Annotated in this window: 17 protein-coding genes; 2 read left to right on the forward strand and 15 right to left on the reverse strand. The window is 40.6% G+C overall.

Annotated elements, in window-relative coordinates; translation table 11 throughout:
* Window positions 1–92: 92 nt before the first annotated feature.
* From AK95_RS21780 to AK95_RS21815, 8 genes are all read right to left on the reverse strand, one after another.
* On the reverse strand, window positions 93–2,240 hold the full coding sequence (locus tag AK95_RS21780; RefSeq protein WP_162487635.1) for a heavy metal translocating P-type ATPase: 2,148 nt from the start codon (window positions 2,238–2,240) through the stop codon (window positions 93–95).
* A 1-nt stretch (window position 2,241) separates the two neighbouring features.
* The gene (locus AK95_RS21785; protein WP_071221997.1) at window positions 2,242–2,610 is read right to left on the reverse strand and encodes an ArsR/SmtB family transcription factor; all 369 of its coding nucleotides are present in this window, start codon (window positions 2,608–2,610) and stop codon (window positions 2,242–2,244) included.
* A gap of 427 nt (window positions 2,611–3,037) precedes the next feature.
* Complete coding sequence (locus tag AK95_RS21790; protein WP_071221998.1) at window positions 3,038–3,244, reverse strand: hypothetical protein; 207 nt, start codon at window positions 3,242–3,244, stop codon at window positions 3,038–3,040.
* Between the two features lies 1 nt (window position 3,245).
* Entirely contained in the window at window positions 3,246–4,649 is a 1,404-nt protein-coding gene (locus AK95_RS21795; RefSeq protein ID WP_071221999.1) for a sensor histidine kinase, read from the reverse strand.
* Entirely contained in the window at window positions 4,646–5,353 is a 708-nt protein-coding gene (locus tag AK95_RS21800) for a response regulator transcription factor (protein WP_071222000.1), read from the reverse strand. The genes AK95_RS21795 and AK95_RS21800 overlap by 4 nt, the downstream gene beginning before the upstream one ends.
* Window positions 5,354–5,732: 379 nt before the next feature.
* Entirely contained in the window at window positions 5,733–5,957 is a 225-nt protein-coding gene (locus AK95_RS21805) for a DUF2933 domain-containing protein (RefSeq protein WP_071222001.1), read from the reverse strand.
* Between the two features lie 137 nt (window positions 5,958–6,094).
* Entirely contained in the window at window positions 6,095–7,798 is a 1,704-nt protein-coding gene (locus tag AK95_RS21810) for a multicopper oxidase family protein (RefSeq protein ID WP_162487636.1), read from the reverse strand.
* 132 nt (window positions 7,799–7,930) lie between these two features.
* The gene (locus AK95_RS21815) at window positions 7,931–8,158 is read right to left on the reverse strand and encodes an SHOCT domain-containing protein (RefSeq protein WP_083397704.1); all 228 of its coding nucleotides are present in this window, start codon (window positions 8,156–8,158) and stop codon (window positions 7,931–7,933) included.
* A gap of 31 nt (window positions 8,159–8,189) precedes the next feature.
* Between AK95_RS21815 and AK95_RS21820 the strand changes: the two genes are divergently transcribed.
* Window positions 8,190–8,597 (forward strand): hypothetical protein, encoded by a 408-nt coding sequence (locus tag AK95_RS21820; RefSeq protein WP_162487624.1) that lies wholly within the window; start codon window positions 8,190–8,192, stop codon window positions 8,595–8,597.
* Between the two features lie 129 nt (window positions 8,598–8,726).
* Here AK95_RS21820 and AK95_RS34275 read toward each other — a convergent pair whose 3' ends face one another.
* From AK95_RS34275 to AK95_RS21840, 5 genes are all read right to left on the reverse strand, one after another.
* Entirely contained in the window at window positions 8,727–8,864 is a 138-nt protein-coding gene (locus AK95_RS34275) for a hypothetical protein (protein WP_162487625.1), read from the reverse strand.
* A 472-nt stretch (window positions 8,865–9,336) separates the two neighbouring features.
* The gene (locus AK95_RS21825; protein WP_071222004.1) at window positions 9,337–9,912 is read right to left on the reverse strand and encodes a YdhK family protein; all 576 of its coding nucleotides are present in this window, start codon (window positions 9,910–9,912) and stop codon (window positions 9,337–9,339) included.
* A gap of 173 nt (window positions 9,913–10,085) precedes the next feature.
* Complete coding sequence (locus AK95_RS21830; RefSeq protein ID WP_071222005.1) at window positions 10,086–11,534, reverse strand: MFS transporter; 1,449 nt, start codon at window positions 11,532–11,534, stop codon at window positions 10,086–10,088.
* A 333-nt stretch (window positions 11,535–11,867) separates the two neighbouring features.
* The gene (locus tag AK95_RS21835; RefSeq protein ID WP_071222006.1) at window positions 11,868–12,650 is read right to left on the reverse strand and encodes a flagellar motor protein MotB; all 783 of its coding nucleotides are present in this window, start codon (window positions 12,648–12,650) and stop codon (window positions 11,868–11,870) included.
* A gap of 135 nt (window positions 12,651–12,785) precedes the next feature.
* Complete coding sequence (locus tag AK95_RS21840; RefSeq protein WP_071222007.1) at window positions 12,786–14,249, reverse strand: UDP-N-acetylmuramoyl-L-alanyl-D-glutamate--2,6-diaminopimelate ligase; 1,464 nt, start codon at window positions 14,247–14,249, stop codon at window positions 12,786–12,788.
* Window positions 14,250–14,470: 221 nt separating this feature from the next.
* On the opposite strand from AK95_RS21840, the gene spoIIP reads away from it, so the two are divergent.
* Window positions 14,471–15,397, forward strand: a complete 927-nt coding sequence (gene spoIIP, locus AK95_RS21845; protein ID WP_071222008.1) for a stage II sporulation protein P — start codon at window positions 14,471–14,473, stop codon at window positions 15,395–15,397.
* A gap of 44 nt (window positions 15,398–15,441) precedes the next feature.
* On the opposite strand, the gene AK95_RS21850 is transcribed toward spoIIP, so the two are convergent.
* Together AK95_RS21850 and AK95_RS21855 are read right to left on the reverse strand one after the other, a co-directional pair.
* On the reverse strand, window positions 15,442–16,629 hold the full coding sequence (locus AK95_RS21850) for a D-alanyl-D-alanine carboxypeptidase family protein (RefSeq protein ID WP_071222009.1): 1,188 nt from the start codon (window positions 16,627–16,629) through the stop codon (window positions 15,442–15,444).
* A 214-nt stretch (window positions 16,630–16,843) separates the two neighbouring features.
* Window positions 16,844–17,689 (reverse strand): hypothetical protein, encoded by an 846-nt coding sequence (locus AK95_RS21855; RefSeq protein ID WP_071222010.1) that lies wholly within the window; start codon window positions 17,687–17,689, stop codon window positions 16,844–16,846.
* Window positions 17,690–17,705: the final 16 nt, after the last annotated feature.

Below are 17,705 nucleotides of genomic sequence, written 5' to 3' on the forward strand. Positions count from 1 at the left end.
TTAGAGGCGTACACCTCTAACTCTAGTTTAATTTTATGATTGGCTATATGGATAGCCAGAGCCTAACGCTTGAATGACTCAGCCCGTACTTTTTATTCTTTCACGCGCATCAGACGTAAGCCATTCAATGCAACCAGGAGTGTTGCACCCATATCGGAAAGAATGGCAATCCATAGCGTTAACCACCCAGGTATAACAAGCAGCAAAGCAATGAGCTTGATCGCTAATGCAAACGTGATGTTTTGTTTGATTATCGATAGCGCATTTCGGCTTAGTTTAATTGCGAAAGGCAGCTTTCTCAAGTCATCTCCCATCAAAGCCACGTCTGCAGTTTCGAGCGCCGTATCCGTCCCAGCTCCGCCCATGGCAATCCCAACTGTGGAAGCAGCCAGTGCAGGGGCATCGTTGATTCCGTCACCAACCATGGCTACATTACCGTATTCCGATCTCAACTGTTTAATGAAATCTAATTTATCTTGAGGTAATAATTCGGCCTGTACATCCGATACACCAACAGATCCAGCGATAGCCGTAGCCGTACCTTTGTTGTCACCGGTAAGCATAATTGTTTTTTTAATGCCAAGTTGATGTAATTTTTGAATAACACCCATACTGGAATCGCGAACTTCATCTGCTACAGCAATCACAGCAAGAATATCCTTTTCTGTACCAACAATCATCGCCGTCTTCCCTTGATTTTGGAGGGACGCAACCAGTTGTTCTTGGTCAGGTGTGAACTGGACCGTTGGCAATTCCTTAAAGAGTTTTGGATTTCCAATATAATATGTCGTTCCGTTAACGCCACCCTTAATACCCTTACCTGTTATTGATGAGAAATCCTCAACAATAATGTCCGAATAAGAAATATTGGATTCTTCTGCCTTTCTCATGATCGCAGAGGCAAGAGGATGTTGAGAACGATACTCCAAGGCAGTAATAATGGAGAGTAATTCTTTTTCATTGGCAGCTTTATTCAATACATTAAAATCCGTAACAACTGGAACACCTTTGGTGAGCGTGCCGGTTTTATCAAAAGCAATTGATTTTAAAGCACCCATTTCCTCCAGATATACGCCGCCTTTGATGAGAACACCCTTCTTCGCAGCATTCCCAATGGCCGACACAATAGAAATCGGTGTGGAAATAACCAGTGCACAAGGGCAACCGACCACGAGTACGGATAAGCCTTGGTAGATCCATGTTGTCCAATCTCCACCAAAGAACAATGGTGGGATCACAGCGACTAATGCTGCCACAATCATAATGATAGGTGTATAGTACTTCGCAAATTTATCAACAAAGGCTTGCGATGGAGCACGTTCACCCTGTGCTTCCTCAACTAAGTGGATAATCTTTGCAATCGTCGTGTCATCAACCAGTTTGGTTACTTTAACTTCAAGCAAACCTTCTTCATTTAATGTACCGGCAAATACATCATCATCTACTTTTTTCTCTACGGGGACTGACTCACCCGTAATTGCTGCCTGGTTTACTGCTGAATAGCCACTAACAACAACACCATCCATGGCTATCTTTTGTCCAGGTTTGACGATCATGATATCGCCTAGCGCGATGTCATCCACATGTATCATCATCTCCTGCCCATTGCGTCTCACCAGGGCTTCTTTTGGTGCAATATCCATTAGCGAACGAATGGATTGTCTTGCGCGATCCATCGAGAATCGTTCCAGAGCTTCACTTATCGCAAAGAGAATGACTACAATTGCGCCTTCCGCCCATTCCCCGATAACTGCGGCTCCAATAATAGCTACCGTCATAAGGGTTTTCATATCAAACTCAAAACGCATTAAGTTTTTAAAACCAACTTTAAAAAGCGAAAACCCGCCGATAACGATAGAGGCAGCAAAAAGCAAGGACGTAATCAGGTTTTCTTCACCGTTTACAATTAAGGAAAGGTATCCGAAAACAATCAGTAAAGCCGCATTCAATAACGTGCTATGCTTTTTATAAAATGGTTCCTTTTCTTCTTTGTTAGAGTCTGCTGTCGCTTCCCTTTGAGCCTTTTCTGGGGCAACCTTTAGATTCTCAAACGCACCGGCTTTCTCAAGTTCTTCGATCGTTGTGTCACCATACACGGAAATTTTGGATGCACCAAAATTCACCTTGGCATCTTGTACTCCCGGAAGCTGTTTCACATTATTCTCAAACTTCCCTGCACAATTCGCACATGTAAAGCCTTCTACACGATATACATTTTTTTTATCTGTTGATTCAGCCATATTACTCAACTCCAACAGCCTCCTTCTGATGCTCAATCGCGATACGGATGATTTGTTTCAATTGGGCATCCTCCATTGAATAAAAAACAAGTTTTCCTTCTTTACGATATTTCGTAATCCCCATGTTCCGCAGCAGCCGTAAGTGATGGGAAGCCGTTGCCATAGTAGAACCAATAATATTTGCAACATCACACACGCATAACTCATCCTCATCACAAAGTGCATAAGCAACCTTCAGTCTCGTTGGATCTGCTAAGACCTTAAACACTTGTGCCATATCTTGAAAATCATGTGTGCTTAGCTTTGCCTTCACTCGATTGACCTTATGCTCGTCATAACAAAAAATATCGCATGTATCTCTAACTTCCATCGAATCACCTCAATCAAATAATTATTTGATTATTATAATAATCCCAAGTTCTTTAATTGTCAAAGAAAACCTTAAAAAGGCTCCCCCCCCCATGCCGATCCCCTTACGCCAGAGGATCTTCGCTGCCGTTCAAAAGTTCCAAGCAGCTTTCGTTGCCTTCATCCATACGCAACGAGATTCGGCTTCTCTATACCCTCTTGCGAGGCCATTTTAACGACATGGCAGGATTCACTTTATGAAACGGCCTGGTATGTTGCTCGCCCTGTCTCCGACAGGTACTTTCGTCAATACGCTTCTACGCATAGATTTCGCCATACACAGGTATTTTAGCTCACGGGGGCTTGGCCCCTCTCGTGACCGGACTTTCACCGGCTAGAAGATGCTGGGCACGCTGTGAAAAAAAATGACTCCCTATGGAAGTCACCCTTTACTTGCCCTTTCCTTGTTTGAAACGAATCAAGCGATAGATAAGATAGATGGCCGCACCTACGACCGCCATTCCAATGCATGCCGATCTGAATATGCCAACCTCACTTATAAACGAGCCCATTCGGTAATATGAGGCCGAAAACATTAAACACATCAACCCGAGTACCATGAAAAACAAAGCAATAAACCAATCTGTTTTCTTCATCTTATTGATCCTCCTGCATCAGCGGAAGGACGAATTGAACGCTAACACAGGTGCCTTTCCCAACCCTGCTGGTTACATGGATTGAACCTCCCTGCAGCTTCACTAATTTTTTGACAATCGACAAACCGAGCCCTGTCCCGCCCGTTTGCCGTGATCTGGACTTCTCGACACGATAAAAACGGTCGAAGATATAGGGGAGCTCGTCGTCAGGAATTCCGATCCCCGTGTCTTGTATGGATAGTGTAAGCATGGTGGATGAATGGCGAAGATATACATCTATACGCCCTTCATCGGTATATCGTATAGCGTTCTCCAAAAGATTGAGGACAATTTGCTCTAAACGCATGCCATCCCCTCGAATGAATGGAACAGACTCGGTGGGATGGACAACCAACTCCAACCCTTTTTCCTTTGCTTTTAACGATACCTTTTGGACTGACTGATGGATAACATACCTCAAATCAATCCATTCCATGGATAAACTGATCTTTCCTTCTTCCATTTTGGCAAGCTCAAATAGATCATCCACCAAATGCTGGATTCGAACTCCTTCTTGATAAATAATATCTAAATAACGGTCTTTCTCTTCCTCCGTCTCATACATATGGTTCTTTACAACCTTGGCATATCCCTCCAAATAGGTGATCGGTGTTCGAAGCTCATGTGAAATATTCGCAAAGAACTCCTGTCGTGTATCCCGGTATCGCTGAAGATCTGCGGCCAAGTTATTAATTGCTGCCGCCAAATCGCCGATTTCATCTTTGCTATGGATGTCCAACCGGGTTTCTAACTCGCCGATGGCGATTTTTTTCGTCGCTTTTTGCATCATAATGAGTGGTCGTGAGAAAAGCAATGCCACAATCCATGTAATGCCCATTGCTAGCAAAAATGCACCTACCCCGGATAACATCAACAAATTACGTATGGCTGTAAGCGACTTATCCATGCTTTGCATAGAAGCCATCACATAAATAGCTGAGGTAATCTGATGATCTTTATGGATCGGTTGACCAATCACCATATAGCGATGGCCTAATGGATCTTCATGCTCTAAGTTGATCGCTTTTCCTGAGAAGATTTTCTTCAAATCCTCTTTGCGAATAAATGTACGATCGGCGGGATTATGTTTCCCTGTATGAAAAGTGATGTCTCCTGCTGCATTAATATAAAACATGCTGACATTCGAAAAATCGGCGAAGGTCAGCATCATTTCTTCTGAAGATGCTTCTGTGGTCTCGGCCATGGTCGAGACATGAGAAGTCATTTCCGTGATCTCTGTTTTCATTTCTGAATGGTAAAAGCTTGAAAACATTTGATATAAACTGACACCAAGGAAGAGGAGAACAATAAAAAAAATCGCAGCTATGATAAGCCCCAGTTTCATCCCAATTCGATTACTTCTCATCTTTCTTCTCCCTGCGCGATAAACTTATAGCCTACTCCCCAAACCGTGTGAATTGCCTCGTATCCAAGTCCTGCACGATTCATCTTCTCTCGAATATTTTTGACGTGGGTATCGACGACTCGAGCGTCTCCCGTATACTCATACCCCCATAATCGTTCAACCAAGTCATCACGCGAAAATGTACGTTGACTATACTCAGCAAGAAAGTGAAGTAAATCAAATTCTTTGGGCGTAAAATCAATGCTTTTTTCATGAATGTAAACTTCTCGAGCATCTGCGTTGATTTTGAGATTATTAAAGACCAACGCCGTATCTTGAGGTTTTTGGGCCTGATTGATCATAGATCGTCTTAGCAGCGAAAATACCCGGGCTACCAATTCCTCGGGTTCGAATGGCTTGGTTAAATAATCATCCGCCCCAATACCGAGCCCATGAACTTTATCCTTTGTCTCTGTACGCGCGGTGAGCATGAGGATGGGAATTATCTCCGTTTCTCGAACGGTTTTGCACACCTGCCAACCATCCATTCCAGGCATCATCACATCCAAGATTAGAAGGTCAAAGGAATGCTGCTTGAGAATCGACAGCGCCTCATAACCAGTGGAAGCTTCCTTCACCACAAATCCCTCTTTCACAAGATATAGGCGAAGTAGATTCCGCATGTTCCACTCATCATCGACCACAAGTACATGAATCTTTGACATTGTATCCACCTTCTTCAATGTGTAAATCCTACCCAAAATGTAAACGATTCATGGCGTCAAATGCAAGATGAAGAAACGTCGTCAGCATTCTGCTGAAGCAAAAGCAATTGATTCATTCTTTGGATGTTCTTCTTTGATGGATCTTGTTCATCAACGGCGTGAAAATCATATGGAATAATGGGCATATCAGCAAGATGCCTATTAGAATATTATTGGTTGGTTCTCCTCGAAAGGCACGAATCAAGACCATGAGAACAACAATTACAATCGGCAGCGCGCAGCATAATGTCATGATCCAATGATGCGACTTTGAAGCATGATAAGAAGATTGAGACGGATGGCTGTTTTCTTGATGATGCCCTCCACAACAACTCAAAATTCATTCCTCCTTTAAATAGTATAATTTGGTTACATTCTGAAGATCATTTCGCATTTTTTCGTTTTGGGCCTTTAACTCGTCTAGTTCTTTCTGCATTCTTTGAGTTTCTTCACTCGTCCGATGTCCTTGTTTTTCATGCCCATTACCGTGACCACCACGCATACCCAGCATCATAAAGATCATCATTATCGGGCAAACCAATACCAATAACCATGTCCAGTCCATCTCTAAACTCCTCCTATCTGGTGATGTAACTCTATTGTAGAAGAAGAATGTGTGGAAATCGTGTTGAAACGATGGAGGATTGATGTGACCATAATCAAAACTCCTGCAACGGCTGATCGATGCAGGAGTCTTATTGATTATTCAGGCTTATTTCCTACCGTAGGGTCAGGTATATAATTGCTATTGTATCCATTGTACATGACGTCCGTAACCATACCTGCGGACGCATGATGCAGATCATGGCAGTGGAACATCCAATCCCCAGGATTATCGGCTTCAAATGCGACCACATATTCTTCGCCAGGCTTTACATTCAGCGTGTCTTTGATAACTGGCGTTCCTTCAAGTGGTTTTCCGTTCTTGCTTAACACTTGGAAGAAGTGCCCGTGCAAGTGCATCGGATGATCATCGGTCTTCGAATTATTCACGAAGGTTACTTTCACCTTATCCCCTTTATCTACTTTAATTGGATCGGTATCAGGAAATAGCTTTCCATTAATGGTGTAAACCATTTCTCCGCCTTTCATTTCCGTGTTCAGATCTAGCTTCACGTCTTGATCAAATTTCTGATCCAAAGAAAAATTGGTTCTTGCTTGCTGACCGTATTTGGTTAGATCAAAGGTCGGCAGCTCTTCGTTTGCGTTCGAAGCGTCGGGTTTGCCGCTTACTCCTTCATACTCAATGACTGCACGCATGTTCTTCACGCGGTCCCCTTTTCCATGTTCTTCTAATAGCCATGATCCTGGGTTATTAGCAGTAAATTCGAGATCATAGCGTTCGCCAGGTGCGATCGCAATGCCTTGATCGGTGATCACGGCTGGACTATTAACAGGCTGTCCATCAGTTGCAATGACTTTGAACTCATGCCCATGTAAATGTATCGTGTGCGTAATGTAACCCGCATTGACCAAACGAATGCGGACTTTATCCCCTTTCTTCACGGTGAGCTTGTCAATTGCATCACCTGTTTTCCCATTCATGGTATACACATCATACATGCTCATATCATGCCCAGCCATCTCTGTCATGCTGTTGGTATCGCCCATGTCCATTTGGCTGTGATCCATACCCTCAATGTCTTCATTGTTGCTCGTATTGCCCATATCCATCTGGCTGTGATCCATTCCCTGCATGTCTTCATTGTTGCTCGTATCGCCCATATCCATTTGGCTATGATCCATACCTTCCATGTCTTCGTTGTTGCTCATATCCATCTCACCTGAGCTCATCCATTCATCGAGTACAAGCGTATAATCACGGTCATAGCTCTCATTGGAATCTTCCACGATTAACGTACCATACAAGCCCTTATCCAACTGATTTACGCTATCTTGGTGCGAATGATACCAGTAAGTTCCTGGAACCGTTGCTTTAAATTCATATGTGAATTCCTTACCTGCAGCCACTGCATCTTGCGTTACGCCTGGAATACCGTCCATATTATTTGGAACCGGGTAGCCATGCCAGTGTATTGAAACAGGCTCCTCCAATTCATTCTTCAATTTAACTTTTACGGTGTCCCCAACCTTCACACGAATCTGTGGGCCAGGTACCGAATTGTTAAACGTCCAAACAGGCAAGGTCACATCATCCGATACCTTCAAGTTGCTCGCTTGTGCGGTAACCGTAAATTCCTTCCCATCTGCAACAGGAGTCGCTTGCGTCAATTTCATGTCCCCTGACTGCTCTTTGTTTTGACTCGTATTTTGTTGAGAATCCCCCATGTTCATCTTGGGTTGATCCATACCTTCCATCCCATTTTGACTATTTGCATTTGCACAACCCGCCACGACGACACTAATGGCACCTGCAGCGAGGAATAATTTGAGTTTACCCTTCATCATGAACCTCCTTTTGATTTTTCTCTTCATCAATATATCTAAAATTTGTGTTGAATTTATGAAGAAAAGCTTTTCGGAATTAGAAATAATGAAAAGACCAGCTGGATGGTTTATCAGCTGGTCTTTTGACGTCTACTCTTCGATGATCGTTTTTCGTTGTTTAAATTCTTCTTCCGTGATTTCACCTTTTGCATACCGCTCCGCTAGGATCATAATGGGGTAGTTCTTCGTCCTGTTCTTTCTTGTCAGTGAAGCAACTACCCAATAAACCGCCACGCCTACTGCAACAATCAGTATAAGCACACCTAAAAACATGAGCAACATACACATCATCATGAATGAGTTATTCATATTTATCATTATGTTATTTTTCACCTCGAGAAAAATTCCCTTGCATGGTTTACAAAGTTCAGTATTTCCACAAAAGCCACCATCAATGTCCTTACTCCTGGGAGGCACTGAATTTTTTCACATGCATGGTCTTTCCAAGATTGGGCTTTTTCATCAATGGCATTTACCTTGTCGTGCTCATACAATGGTGAAGAAATCAATTCAAGGAGAGATCAGAAAAGTGTATAATGTGTATCCCAATACCTGGTATTATCCGCCGTCTCGATCCGTGCCACCCATGCGTCAAGAGATGATGGCAGCAGAAAATATGATGATGTCTGAACCTATGAAGGAAATGATGAACATGATGAAGCAGCATATGATGACGACAAATGAAATAAAACGTACGGTAGACAGTATTGAAGAAAGATGTAGACGAATGGAAGAAATGATGAAAGGTAAATCTTAACGAAAGAATTCAGAAGGATATACCTAGAACGCGTCTCTTTGACTGTATCTTACGCATTGGCCTTAATGATAAGTGGTGTGACACTACTCACTAACCCGTAGCCCTCAACCCTTCCGGGACTAATGTTAATTAGCCCCGGATTTTTGCTGTTTTGGCGGTAAGTGACGAGCCCCACAAAAAAGCCACTTTCGCGACTTCATATCCATATGTGTTCTTATCCTCCGACATATTCTTCAAGCAATAGGCAAGAATGTTCTCTTCATCCATTATTTATACCTCTTTAGCAATGCCACCGTGAACAGTCACGGCATAAAAAGTAGCAGTTCACCCATAGTGGGCATGGCGTACGTTCCACCCCAACTTGATTTTGCTAATTTCAGCACATCCAAGAAAGAGCAGAATATGCTACATTGACATACGGTAGTGTTAACTGAAATGAATTCGTTAAAATGCTTCTCTTTAAAAGGAGAAGTCTTTGAAATATGGATTATTGTAGGAGGTAGATGCATTTTGTCCGCATTTATTGGAATTATTGCGCTTTTACTTATTATCTTAAGTGTCCTTCGACGGAGAACTAGTAGTTAAAAAATAAAATTAGGCATTTAAGATATGTTTGAATGACATGTACTAAGAAAGCCTCTATATCACTTTCGAATATCGAGAAAAATAAATCGTCGAACTAAAATCATCAATAAAGAGAGCTTAATCAATTATGATTAAGCTCTCTTTATGATTAAAATTATTTAACAGGGGATAACTCACTTTCTGTTACCCATTGATGATTTTTAACTTCTTCTCCACCGGTAGTAGGAGTGAAATCAACCATATATACTGTCGTTTTCTCAGCCGAATCAATTTCAGCCGTTGCTCCTTTCATACCCTCCATATGATCTGCATTTACAACCACTTCAGTTCCTGGTTTTAATGGAGCCTCGCCTGCATTTTGTAATTCTTCATGAATGACCCATTTGTGATTCTTCACTACTTCTCCACCATTCGTTGGTGTATAAGAAATAGTATACACCGTGGTATTATATGCTCCCACAATCTTTGCCGTTGCACCTTTCATACCTGCCATGTGATCTGATTCAATAATCGCTTGAGTTCCGACTCCATAGGTTGGATTCTTTGCTTCTTTCAAACCTTTAGGCACTTCTCCAGAACCGGTGTGTTCCATGTTACCATGATCCATTTCCCCCGCATTTTCTGGACTTTCGGGGTCATTATTTTTAGCGTTGCCGCAGGCCCCCAATACTAATAAAAGGGACATGAATATTAATAATACAGCCATTGGTTTAAATCTCTTCTTCAACATAATTAACTCCCTTCATGTAACGAATATTTGCCCTGATTAGAACAAAGTTATTGAAAATGTATCTTTAACCTTAACAGTGACATTATTATTGGTTTACCCCCTCTGTAAATAATGTATTCATTATTCAGAAGAGGACTTTTGCAATCTTCACTAGATAAGTTTTTACGCAACAATTACATCGCTTTCGGTACGTTCGACGAATCCGCCTGTTTAGGCGAGCGGATAAACATCAAAGCTAATATCGCACCCGCAAAAGCAACCATACCTGACCAAAAGAATGCTTGTTGAAAACCATCATTTAGTGCTTCTACAGGGTTGGCACCCGTCGTGGAAGAAGTAGCAGATGCGGCAATGGCAACCATGATTGCTAAGCTTATTGCTGAACCTATCTGGTAGCTTGTATTGGCAAGGCCGGATGCAAGACCGGCTTCTTCTGGCTTTGCTCCCGACATTGCGGCCATCATAGAAGGGATATAGGCTAGAGACATCCCGAGAGCACCCAAAAGCGATGCTGGAAGTACATTGATAAGGAAACTGCCATCCACCGGCGTATTACTTGAGAACATGAGCATCGAACCTCCAAGGGCAGTCAACCCAATAACAATGTTTGCTTTTATTCCGAATTTCCCAATCAACTTGCCTGTAATAACGATCATGAAGATGGCAATCAAAATGGTCATCGGAAGCAGTCCAACCCCACCCGCGAAAGCTGAAAACTTTAATATTTGCTGCATGTATAAGTTGAGGAAGTACCATAATGGAATCCAACCACCTGACAACATGATAAGCGCAATATTGCCGGCAGCCAGGTTTGGTGCTTTAAAAATACGAAGTGGTACTAGAGGTTCTTTTTTGTTTATCTGAATGATTAGGAAAAGAATGAACAATATCACTCCAGCGATAAGGGTCCATACGGTGATTGGTGCCCCCCAACCATTATGTTCTGCAGTTACGATTCCGTAAACGATCAGAACCAAAGACGCTGTAACCGAGATGGATCCTGCTATGTCAATACTTCCTTTTCTTCGTGTACCTTTCGCTAAAAGACCGGGTGATAAAATTAAGGCGAGGATACCAACAGGTACGTTAATTAGAAAAGTCCATTGCCAACTCAACCACTCCGTAATAACACCACCCAAAAATACCCCAGCTGAACCTCCCGCAGCTGCGGAGGCGCCCCAGAAACCCAGTGCCTTACCCAACTCTTTAGGATTACCACTGAACAACATCATCACAATGGTTAGAGCCGAAGGCGCTATTAATGCTGAACCGAATCCTTGCAGTGCGCGACCGATGTTTAGTGAATCATCGTTCCAAGCAAAACCCGCAAGTAAAGAAGCTAATGTAAGAATCAAAAATCCCCACATGAACATGCGTCTTTGTCCAAAGAGGTCTGATAATCGGCCACCGAGTAGTAATAGCCCACCGAAGAAAATCACATAAGCATTAAATACCCACTGTAAACTTTCCTGCGTATATCCAAGCGCTTCTTGAATCGCCGGTAATGCAACTCCGATAATTGATGTATCCATAATCACCATAAAATTTGCGAGACATAATAATGCTAGCGCCATCCATCGTCTTGGATCAGCTTGCGAAAGAGTCTGCCCTTGTTTTGACATTTGATTTATCCTCCTTTAACTCATATCACCGGGTTCCATCACAATCCAAATTATTACTCGCGACGGCCGTCAAAAGGCGAGGTAATTATGTACCATAATTTACCGGGATCTGATTGATTTTATAGTATAGCCCCCTACCCTATATTGTCAACATATTTATTTTTTTATGATTATGATACCCTGATCTTTATCAAAAGGTTTTTACAGCAAATAACAAAAACGCTCAGATTTATAATATCTTGAGCGTTTAAATTCGTGTTATTGATTTTGCTTTGGCCTAAATGAATTTATTCAAAACTTAATGCATTCTGGCCGTCTTTTGATCAAAAGAAATTAAAGTTGTTTATCTATAACGAATCTTCGTACAAGGGATACCTCTACACGCCGATTCATTGCCCTCCCCTCAGAGGTAGTGTTTGTGGTTTTTGGACGAAATTCTCCAAAGCCAACAATCTGAAATCTTTTCGGATCCATTTTATTATTTTGAAGTAAAATATCCATGAATCGAAGCGCTCGCTTCTGACTTAATTCCCAGTTTGAATCAAATTCGCTATTACTAATCGGCACATTATCGGTATGTCCTGCAACGATTATATTATAATCTTCAGTCTCTTCTAAAATCATGGAAATAGCCATAACAATGGCCCGTGATTCAGGTTTTATAACAGATTCACCAGAATTATACAATGTATTATCACTAATCATTATAGTTAATTCCGTTTTAGTCAAACTCGTTCGAATCTTAGTTTCAAAACCATTTGTTTGTATGAATGATTCGATCTTCTTCTGTATCTTTTCAAGATCTATCTGCTCTAAATTGACTAATGTGTCTATTTGCTTGGTAATACTTCTATCAATAGTTTGCTTAACGTTTACTGTACTATCCATTCTCATATCAGATTCTATAATTCCAGACTGTGACAATACCCCCGAACCAGAACTAAAATATGTACTGAATGCTTTACTCATCTCTTCATATTTCTTCGCATCTATTGAACTCATTGCATACAACACAATAAATAGTGCTAGCAACAAGGTTAACAAATCGGCATAAGGAATCAACCAACCTTCATTAACATGTCCCTCGTGTTCATTGTAGCGTTTTTTTTTAATCAAGTTTGTTCCTCCCATCTACAAATTGGTATTAGCCATGAAATTACATAGGGCTATGACAACACAAAACTCAATAACACTATAAATTGTAGTGTTATTGAGTTTAAACTTACCCGTATTTTCATAGTTTTATGACATTTATATAGAATCATCAGGGGCAATGGATTTTAACAAATATTCAATCGTTTCAATATCGGATTTACTTGGTATTGCGAATTCTTGTTCATAACACTCTCGCCCCTTACCGGTAATTATAACAACATCACCTTTCTTGGCTTTTTTCCAAATATATTCGATCGCCTCCGTACGATCTTCAATGATTAAGCATTTATTGTTCCCGTAATTACTAACTAAACTTCTCATTTCCATCAACATTTCTTTTTTATTTGCTCCCTTTAAATCATCTAGGGTTAAAACAATCATGTCGTTGTTTTCAACAGAAATCCGGATCATCTCCTTTCTTTTAGTTGGATCTCCATTCCCTCGAAAACCGAAAATGTGAATGACTCTGTTATTTGTACGCGAATGTATCGTTCTGAGGAATTGGTGAAATCCGTCAGGAGTGTGGGCATAGTCAACTATAAATTCTGCCCCTGAAGGATGTTTAAAAATTTCAAAGCGCCCAGGAACACCAGCGAATGTACGGAGTGCCTTTTGTATGACTTCAGGCTCGATTCCCATTCGACTTGCTGTTAACCAAGCAGCTACGGCGTTCCATGCATTGTATATGCCTGGGATTGGCAAAACCTGTTTATAGTGCGTACCTCTTTGTCTCAATTGAAACGTCAAAGGGAATTCTGATTCAATATTGGTGAGTTGCACATTGTCGTTAACACTTTTTCCAAACGTATGTACACTTATATTTTTTGTAGTCAGAAGATCAATAAGCCTTATTCCCCAATCATTATGACTTGAAATAATGGATTCTCCGTTAGGCTTTAGTTGAGTAAATAAACGTGCTTTAGTTCCAAAGTAATCTTCAAGAGTATGATGATAGTCTAAATGATCGTGACTAAGGTTCGTAAATACGGCATAATCATATTCGATGAAGGCTACGCGCTCCTGATCAATCCCATGTGAAGATACTTCCATGATGACCACTTGGTCATCGCTTTGATTCAACCATTTATTCAGTTGTAGTGAATCTGGTGTTGTTTGTGTCGATATCAATTCTTGTCCATTAATTTCTTGAAATACAGTGCCTAAGAGTGTACATGTAACACCAGCAAATTCCAATATATGCTTAAGCATATGCGCAGTGGTGGTTTTCCCGTTTGTACCGGTAATACCGATCATTACATGACGCTGAGAAGGGAAATCGTATAAGTGACCAACAAGTGCAGCTAAGGCCCTCCGTGTATTTGAAACACGATAATAAGGAACGGGTAAGTCCGTTATTTTATATTCACCGACAACGGCTGATGCACCCGCCTTTATCGCTCTTTGGATATAATGATGACCATCTTCTTTGGTCCCGCTGATGGCCACAAATACATCCCCCTGTTGTATCTTACCCGAATGAAATTGAACACCTGTAATGTTCATGTTTGCAATTGTCGTATAATCCTGCACAAATGGTTTCAATGCTGTGTGTAGATTCATGTGAGCTCCTTTGGCATGTTAGTTATCAAATTTGATTGATCCACATAAACTACAAATTGTAGTGTTTCATGTGTGCCTCATTCAATCTTATAGAAATTCTCATCCTAATTATCGACGTTATTTTTATTGCTTATTCTATCTATTGGTTCTACTTCTCCTACTCCACTCATAATCTACTAGTAAAGAACGCTAGATTCAGAGAGATCCAGGAGGGATAATTCATGAGTAATAGACGCAAATATATCAAAGTATTTGGATTGGTTTTTTCGTTAACTTTCTATACAACGATAGGCATTCATATATATCACACGAAATTCGCTTCACCTCAAATAATAACGAAATCGGATCCCCAACCGGTACAGTCTGTTAAAGTAACCTCTCTAGGTTCCCCCTTAACAACAGAATCTTCAAAGCACAAATCGGAACAACCGATTCCATTAAAAAACAAAGGAAAAACATCAACCGATGCTCAAACCAATCCCTTAAAGAAAAAAGTAAAAGCCAAACGTTCCATGCCTCAAATTCTCATCTATCATTCGCACAATCGTGAATCATGGTTACCCGAATTAAGCAATGTCCAAACAGCGAATGTAGCCTTTGACTCTAAAACAAATGTTACCTTATTAGGTGATTATTTAATAAAAAAAATGCAATCATATGACATCCCTGTTTTTCATTCAAAAAAAGATTATCCTTCAGTTATCGACAGTTTTAATTATGCCTATTCCTACACCTATTCAAAGAATACAATACAACGGGAGCTTACGATGCATGATAATATTGAGTATCTGATTGATATCCATCGTGACTCACAGGGACGAGATAAAACCACCGTTCAGCATAATAACTTGAATTATGCTCAAGTGTATTTTGTTGTTGGAACAAATAATCCGAATTGGGAAAAGAATATGAAATTCGCTGAACGCATTCAAAAGGGACTAAACGATAAAGTACCTGATCTTTCAAAAGGAATATATAAAAAAGACTCCGCCAGTGGTAATGGTGATTACAACCAAACCCTATCGACAAATAGTGCCCTTATAGAGATCGGAGGGGTCGAAAATAATCTTGAAGAAAGTTATCGTACGATAACTGTACTAGCTAAAGTTATTCAGGAGATCTGGTTAGAAGATAACGACTTAAATTAATACATGAATTGATCAAATTATTAAGTAAGGACGCATTCGATTTTTCAATCATTACTCAAATAACGTCGCTTTTTCTTTATCCATTGTTTTCTAATAAACAGTAGCGTAAACAACGTGGTTACTGCCAAGATGATGCTTTTAGGTATTGATGGACGATAATAGGACTCACTTTCTGTTTTTATAACTTGATCGGCACTTGTTGTTTTTTGAAGGCTTTGAACGATAGGTACCAATTTTTCCTTATATACAATTTTCCCAGCTGAATCAACAACAACGATCTGACCGTCAGATTGATCGATCTCAACTTTAAAATCGATGTCTTTTGTGCCTGTAAACACCAATGTTTTGGGGATTACAAACCGATCTTTATAACTTTGGAAAGATGTAGCATCTACCGAGATCGAATAGGTTTCATAATGTTCGAATCCATAATCAAATAAATTCACCATATCGCTATAAGCTAGTTCTGATGAATCCGATTTCAACGTTACAGCGATCCATTCTGAGCTTCCTCTCTTTGCAGAAGCAACCAATGTATAGCCGGATTGATCTACAAATCCATTTTTCACACCCGTCGTTCCCTCATAACGCCAAAGAAGTTTGTTATGATTATAGAGAGTCGTTTCCCAACCTTCTCCAACCCATTCCATTTCCTTTGTACTTACTATGGATCGAAACAAAGGATTTTTCATGGCATATTGTGTAATCATTGCCATATCATAAGCGGTTGTTTGGTGCTTTTGATCAAATAGCCCGTGCGGGTTCTGAAAGGTCGTGTTTTTAACCCCAATTGTTTCACTCACAAATTCATTCATTCGTTCAGCAAATTGGGCTTCACTTTCATCAAAGTACTCCGCAATCGCTGTAGCCGCATCATTACCTGAATTAATAAGAAGCCCTTGTACCAGCTTTAACAGCGAGACCCGTTCACCCTCAAGTAAATAAACCCTAGTACCATCGATAGATCTAGCCGCTTTGCTGACGGTTACAATGTCGTCTAAATTCCCTTCTTCAATCGCAATAATTCCTGTTACAATTTTTGTGATACTTGCTGGATACATCAAACGATCACTTTCTTTATTAAACAAAATGGAACCTGTTGTTCCGTCAATCAATATAGCTGCCTCGCTATTGAGTGAAAAGTGATCCTTATCTTCCATTGCGAATGTCAGATTCTGAAGACTGAACTGCAAAGTGAATAGGAATAGAAAAACCTTGTAGAATTTTTTCATAGATGCCGTATCCTTTTCTGAAGGCAATAATATTCTGAAAATATGTGTAGCTTATGGATGGTTTCTTTTCTACTAATGGTTAGTTGCCCTATATTTTCTTGAGTGTTGAATGGTATCATCAAGAAATGATACACGCACCGCATCAGGCTCCAAATTCACTGAATAACACAATGATTCAAACCAATCTGTATGAATGAATGCAATTGCATCTTGTCTAATCTGATAAAAATGACCCTTTTTCTTTCCTCGAATCTTTAGGTCTGATCGGGTCAATATCAAGATTTCTTGAATGAGATTGTAATATCCCTGATGCTTCATTTTGTCCCTCCTCTATAATCCTTTCATTCGAAATATTTGTCTGATCTCTTCTAGCATTACGTAATGATAATCCAATTCCTAACAACATTAAGATGAGATACACCATTTGTTCGAAGGATAACGGGATGAGCCATTTGGGTTTTGAATCAAATAATGACACGATCATTAGACCCATCACGGGAAATTTTAACGCAGTTGTTAGCCACTTACCGCTTCCAATATGCCCAGCGTTTTTCCAGATCCAGACTAGCATCGGTAAAAGAATGATTAATCGGTATATGTTGATCGGGTGATAATGGAATTCAGGATTATGAATTGATATTCCCCATGGAAGAGTTGTCAGACTTCCGTATTGCCAAGCAAGCATGCTGTACGTTACATACGTAACCCCCCCTCCAAAGGTGAACAAGTCGCCAATTAACCACCAAGAAACTTGGAGACGATACCATGCACGGTATAAATAAATCGAGCCAACTATCAAACCGATCCACCATCCCATCATGGTTCCGGGCATCGTCAACCAAAGAAACGGATGGTTACTCAACAATGATGGTGTACTAACCAGAGGGCTAAATTTCCATATGATCAATATCCATAACAAAGCATTGGCAACGGGGTCTAATATTGACTGAGCTCGATTACCGTATCGTTTACACAACCATTGCATGGCTATAAATCCAGCGAATCCAGACACCGCTATTATCAACCAATCTATCCTGATTACAAACGGGCCAAACTGCAAAATATCATCCCCCTAT

It is taken from the genome of Paenibacillus sp. LC231, assembly GCF_001860525.1.
Taxonomy (GTDB): domain Bacteria; phylum Bacillota; class Bacilli; order Paenibacillales; family Paenibacillaceae; genus Paenibacillus_AQ.

What these genes read in the sequence shown, in the direction of transcription:
- AK95_RS21825 (WP_071222004.1), bottom strand. Translation starts at nt 9,912, where the DNA reads ATGTTGAAGAAGAGATTTAAACCAATGGCTGTATTATTAATATTCATG.
- AK95_RS21800 (WP_071222000.1), bottom strand. Translation starts at nt 5,353, where the DNA reads ATGTCAAAGATTCATGTACTTGTGGTCGATGATGAGTGGAACATGCGG.
- AK95_RS21780 (WP_162487635.1), bottom strand. Translation starts at nt 2,240, where the DNA reads ATGGCTGAATCAACAGATAAAAAAAATGTATATCGTGTAGAAGGCTTT.
- AK95_RS21815 (WP_083397704.1), bottom strand. Translation starts at nt 8,158, where the DNA reads ATGATAAATATGAATAACTCATTCATGATGATGTGTATGTTGCTCATG.
- AK95_RS21805 (WP_071222001.1), bottom strand. Translation starts at nt 5,957, where the DNA reads ATGGACTGGACATGGTTATTGGTATTGGTTTGCCCGATAATGATGATC.
- AK95_RS21785 (WP_071221997.1), bottom strand. Translation starts at nt 2,610, where the DNA reads ATGGAAGTTAGAGATACATGCGATATTTTTTGTTATGACGAGCATAAG.
- AK95_RS21810 (WP_162487636.1), bottom strand. Translation starts at nt 7,798, where the DNA reads ATGAAGGGTAAACTCAAATTATTCCTCGCTGCAGGTGCCATTAGTGTC.
- AK95_RS21795 (WP_071221999.1), bottom strand. Translation starts at nt 4,649, where the DNA reads ATGAGAAGTAATCGAATTGGGATGAAACTGGGGCTTATCATAGCTGCG.
- AK95_RS34275 (WP_162487625.1), bottom strand. Translation starts at nt 8,864, where the DNA reads ATGGATGAAGAGAACATTCTTGCCTATTGCTTGAAGAATATGTCGGAG.
- AK95_RS21790 (WP_071221998.1), bottom strand. Translation starts at nt 3,244, where the DNA reads ATGAAGAAAACAGATTGGTTTATTGCTTTGTTTTTCATGGTACTCGGG.
- spoIIP (WP_071222008.1), top strand. Translation starts at nt 14,471, where the DNA reads ATGAGTAATAGACGCAAATATATCAAAGTATTTGGATTGGTTTTTTCG.
- AK95_RS21850 (WP_071222009.1), bottom strand. Translation starts at nt 16,629, where the DNA reads ATGAAAAAATTCTACAAGGTTTTTCTATTCCTATTCACTTTGCAGTTC.
- AK95_RS21830 (WP_071222005.1), bottom strand. Translation starts at nt 11,534, where the DNA reads ATGTCAAAACAAGGGCAGACTCTTTCGCAAGCTGATCCAAGACGATGG.
- AK95_RS21840 (WP_071222007.1), bottom strand. Translation starts at nt 14,249, where the DNA reads ATGAATCTACACACAGCATTGAAACCATTTGTGCAGGATTATACGACA.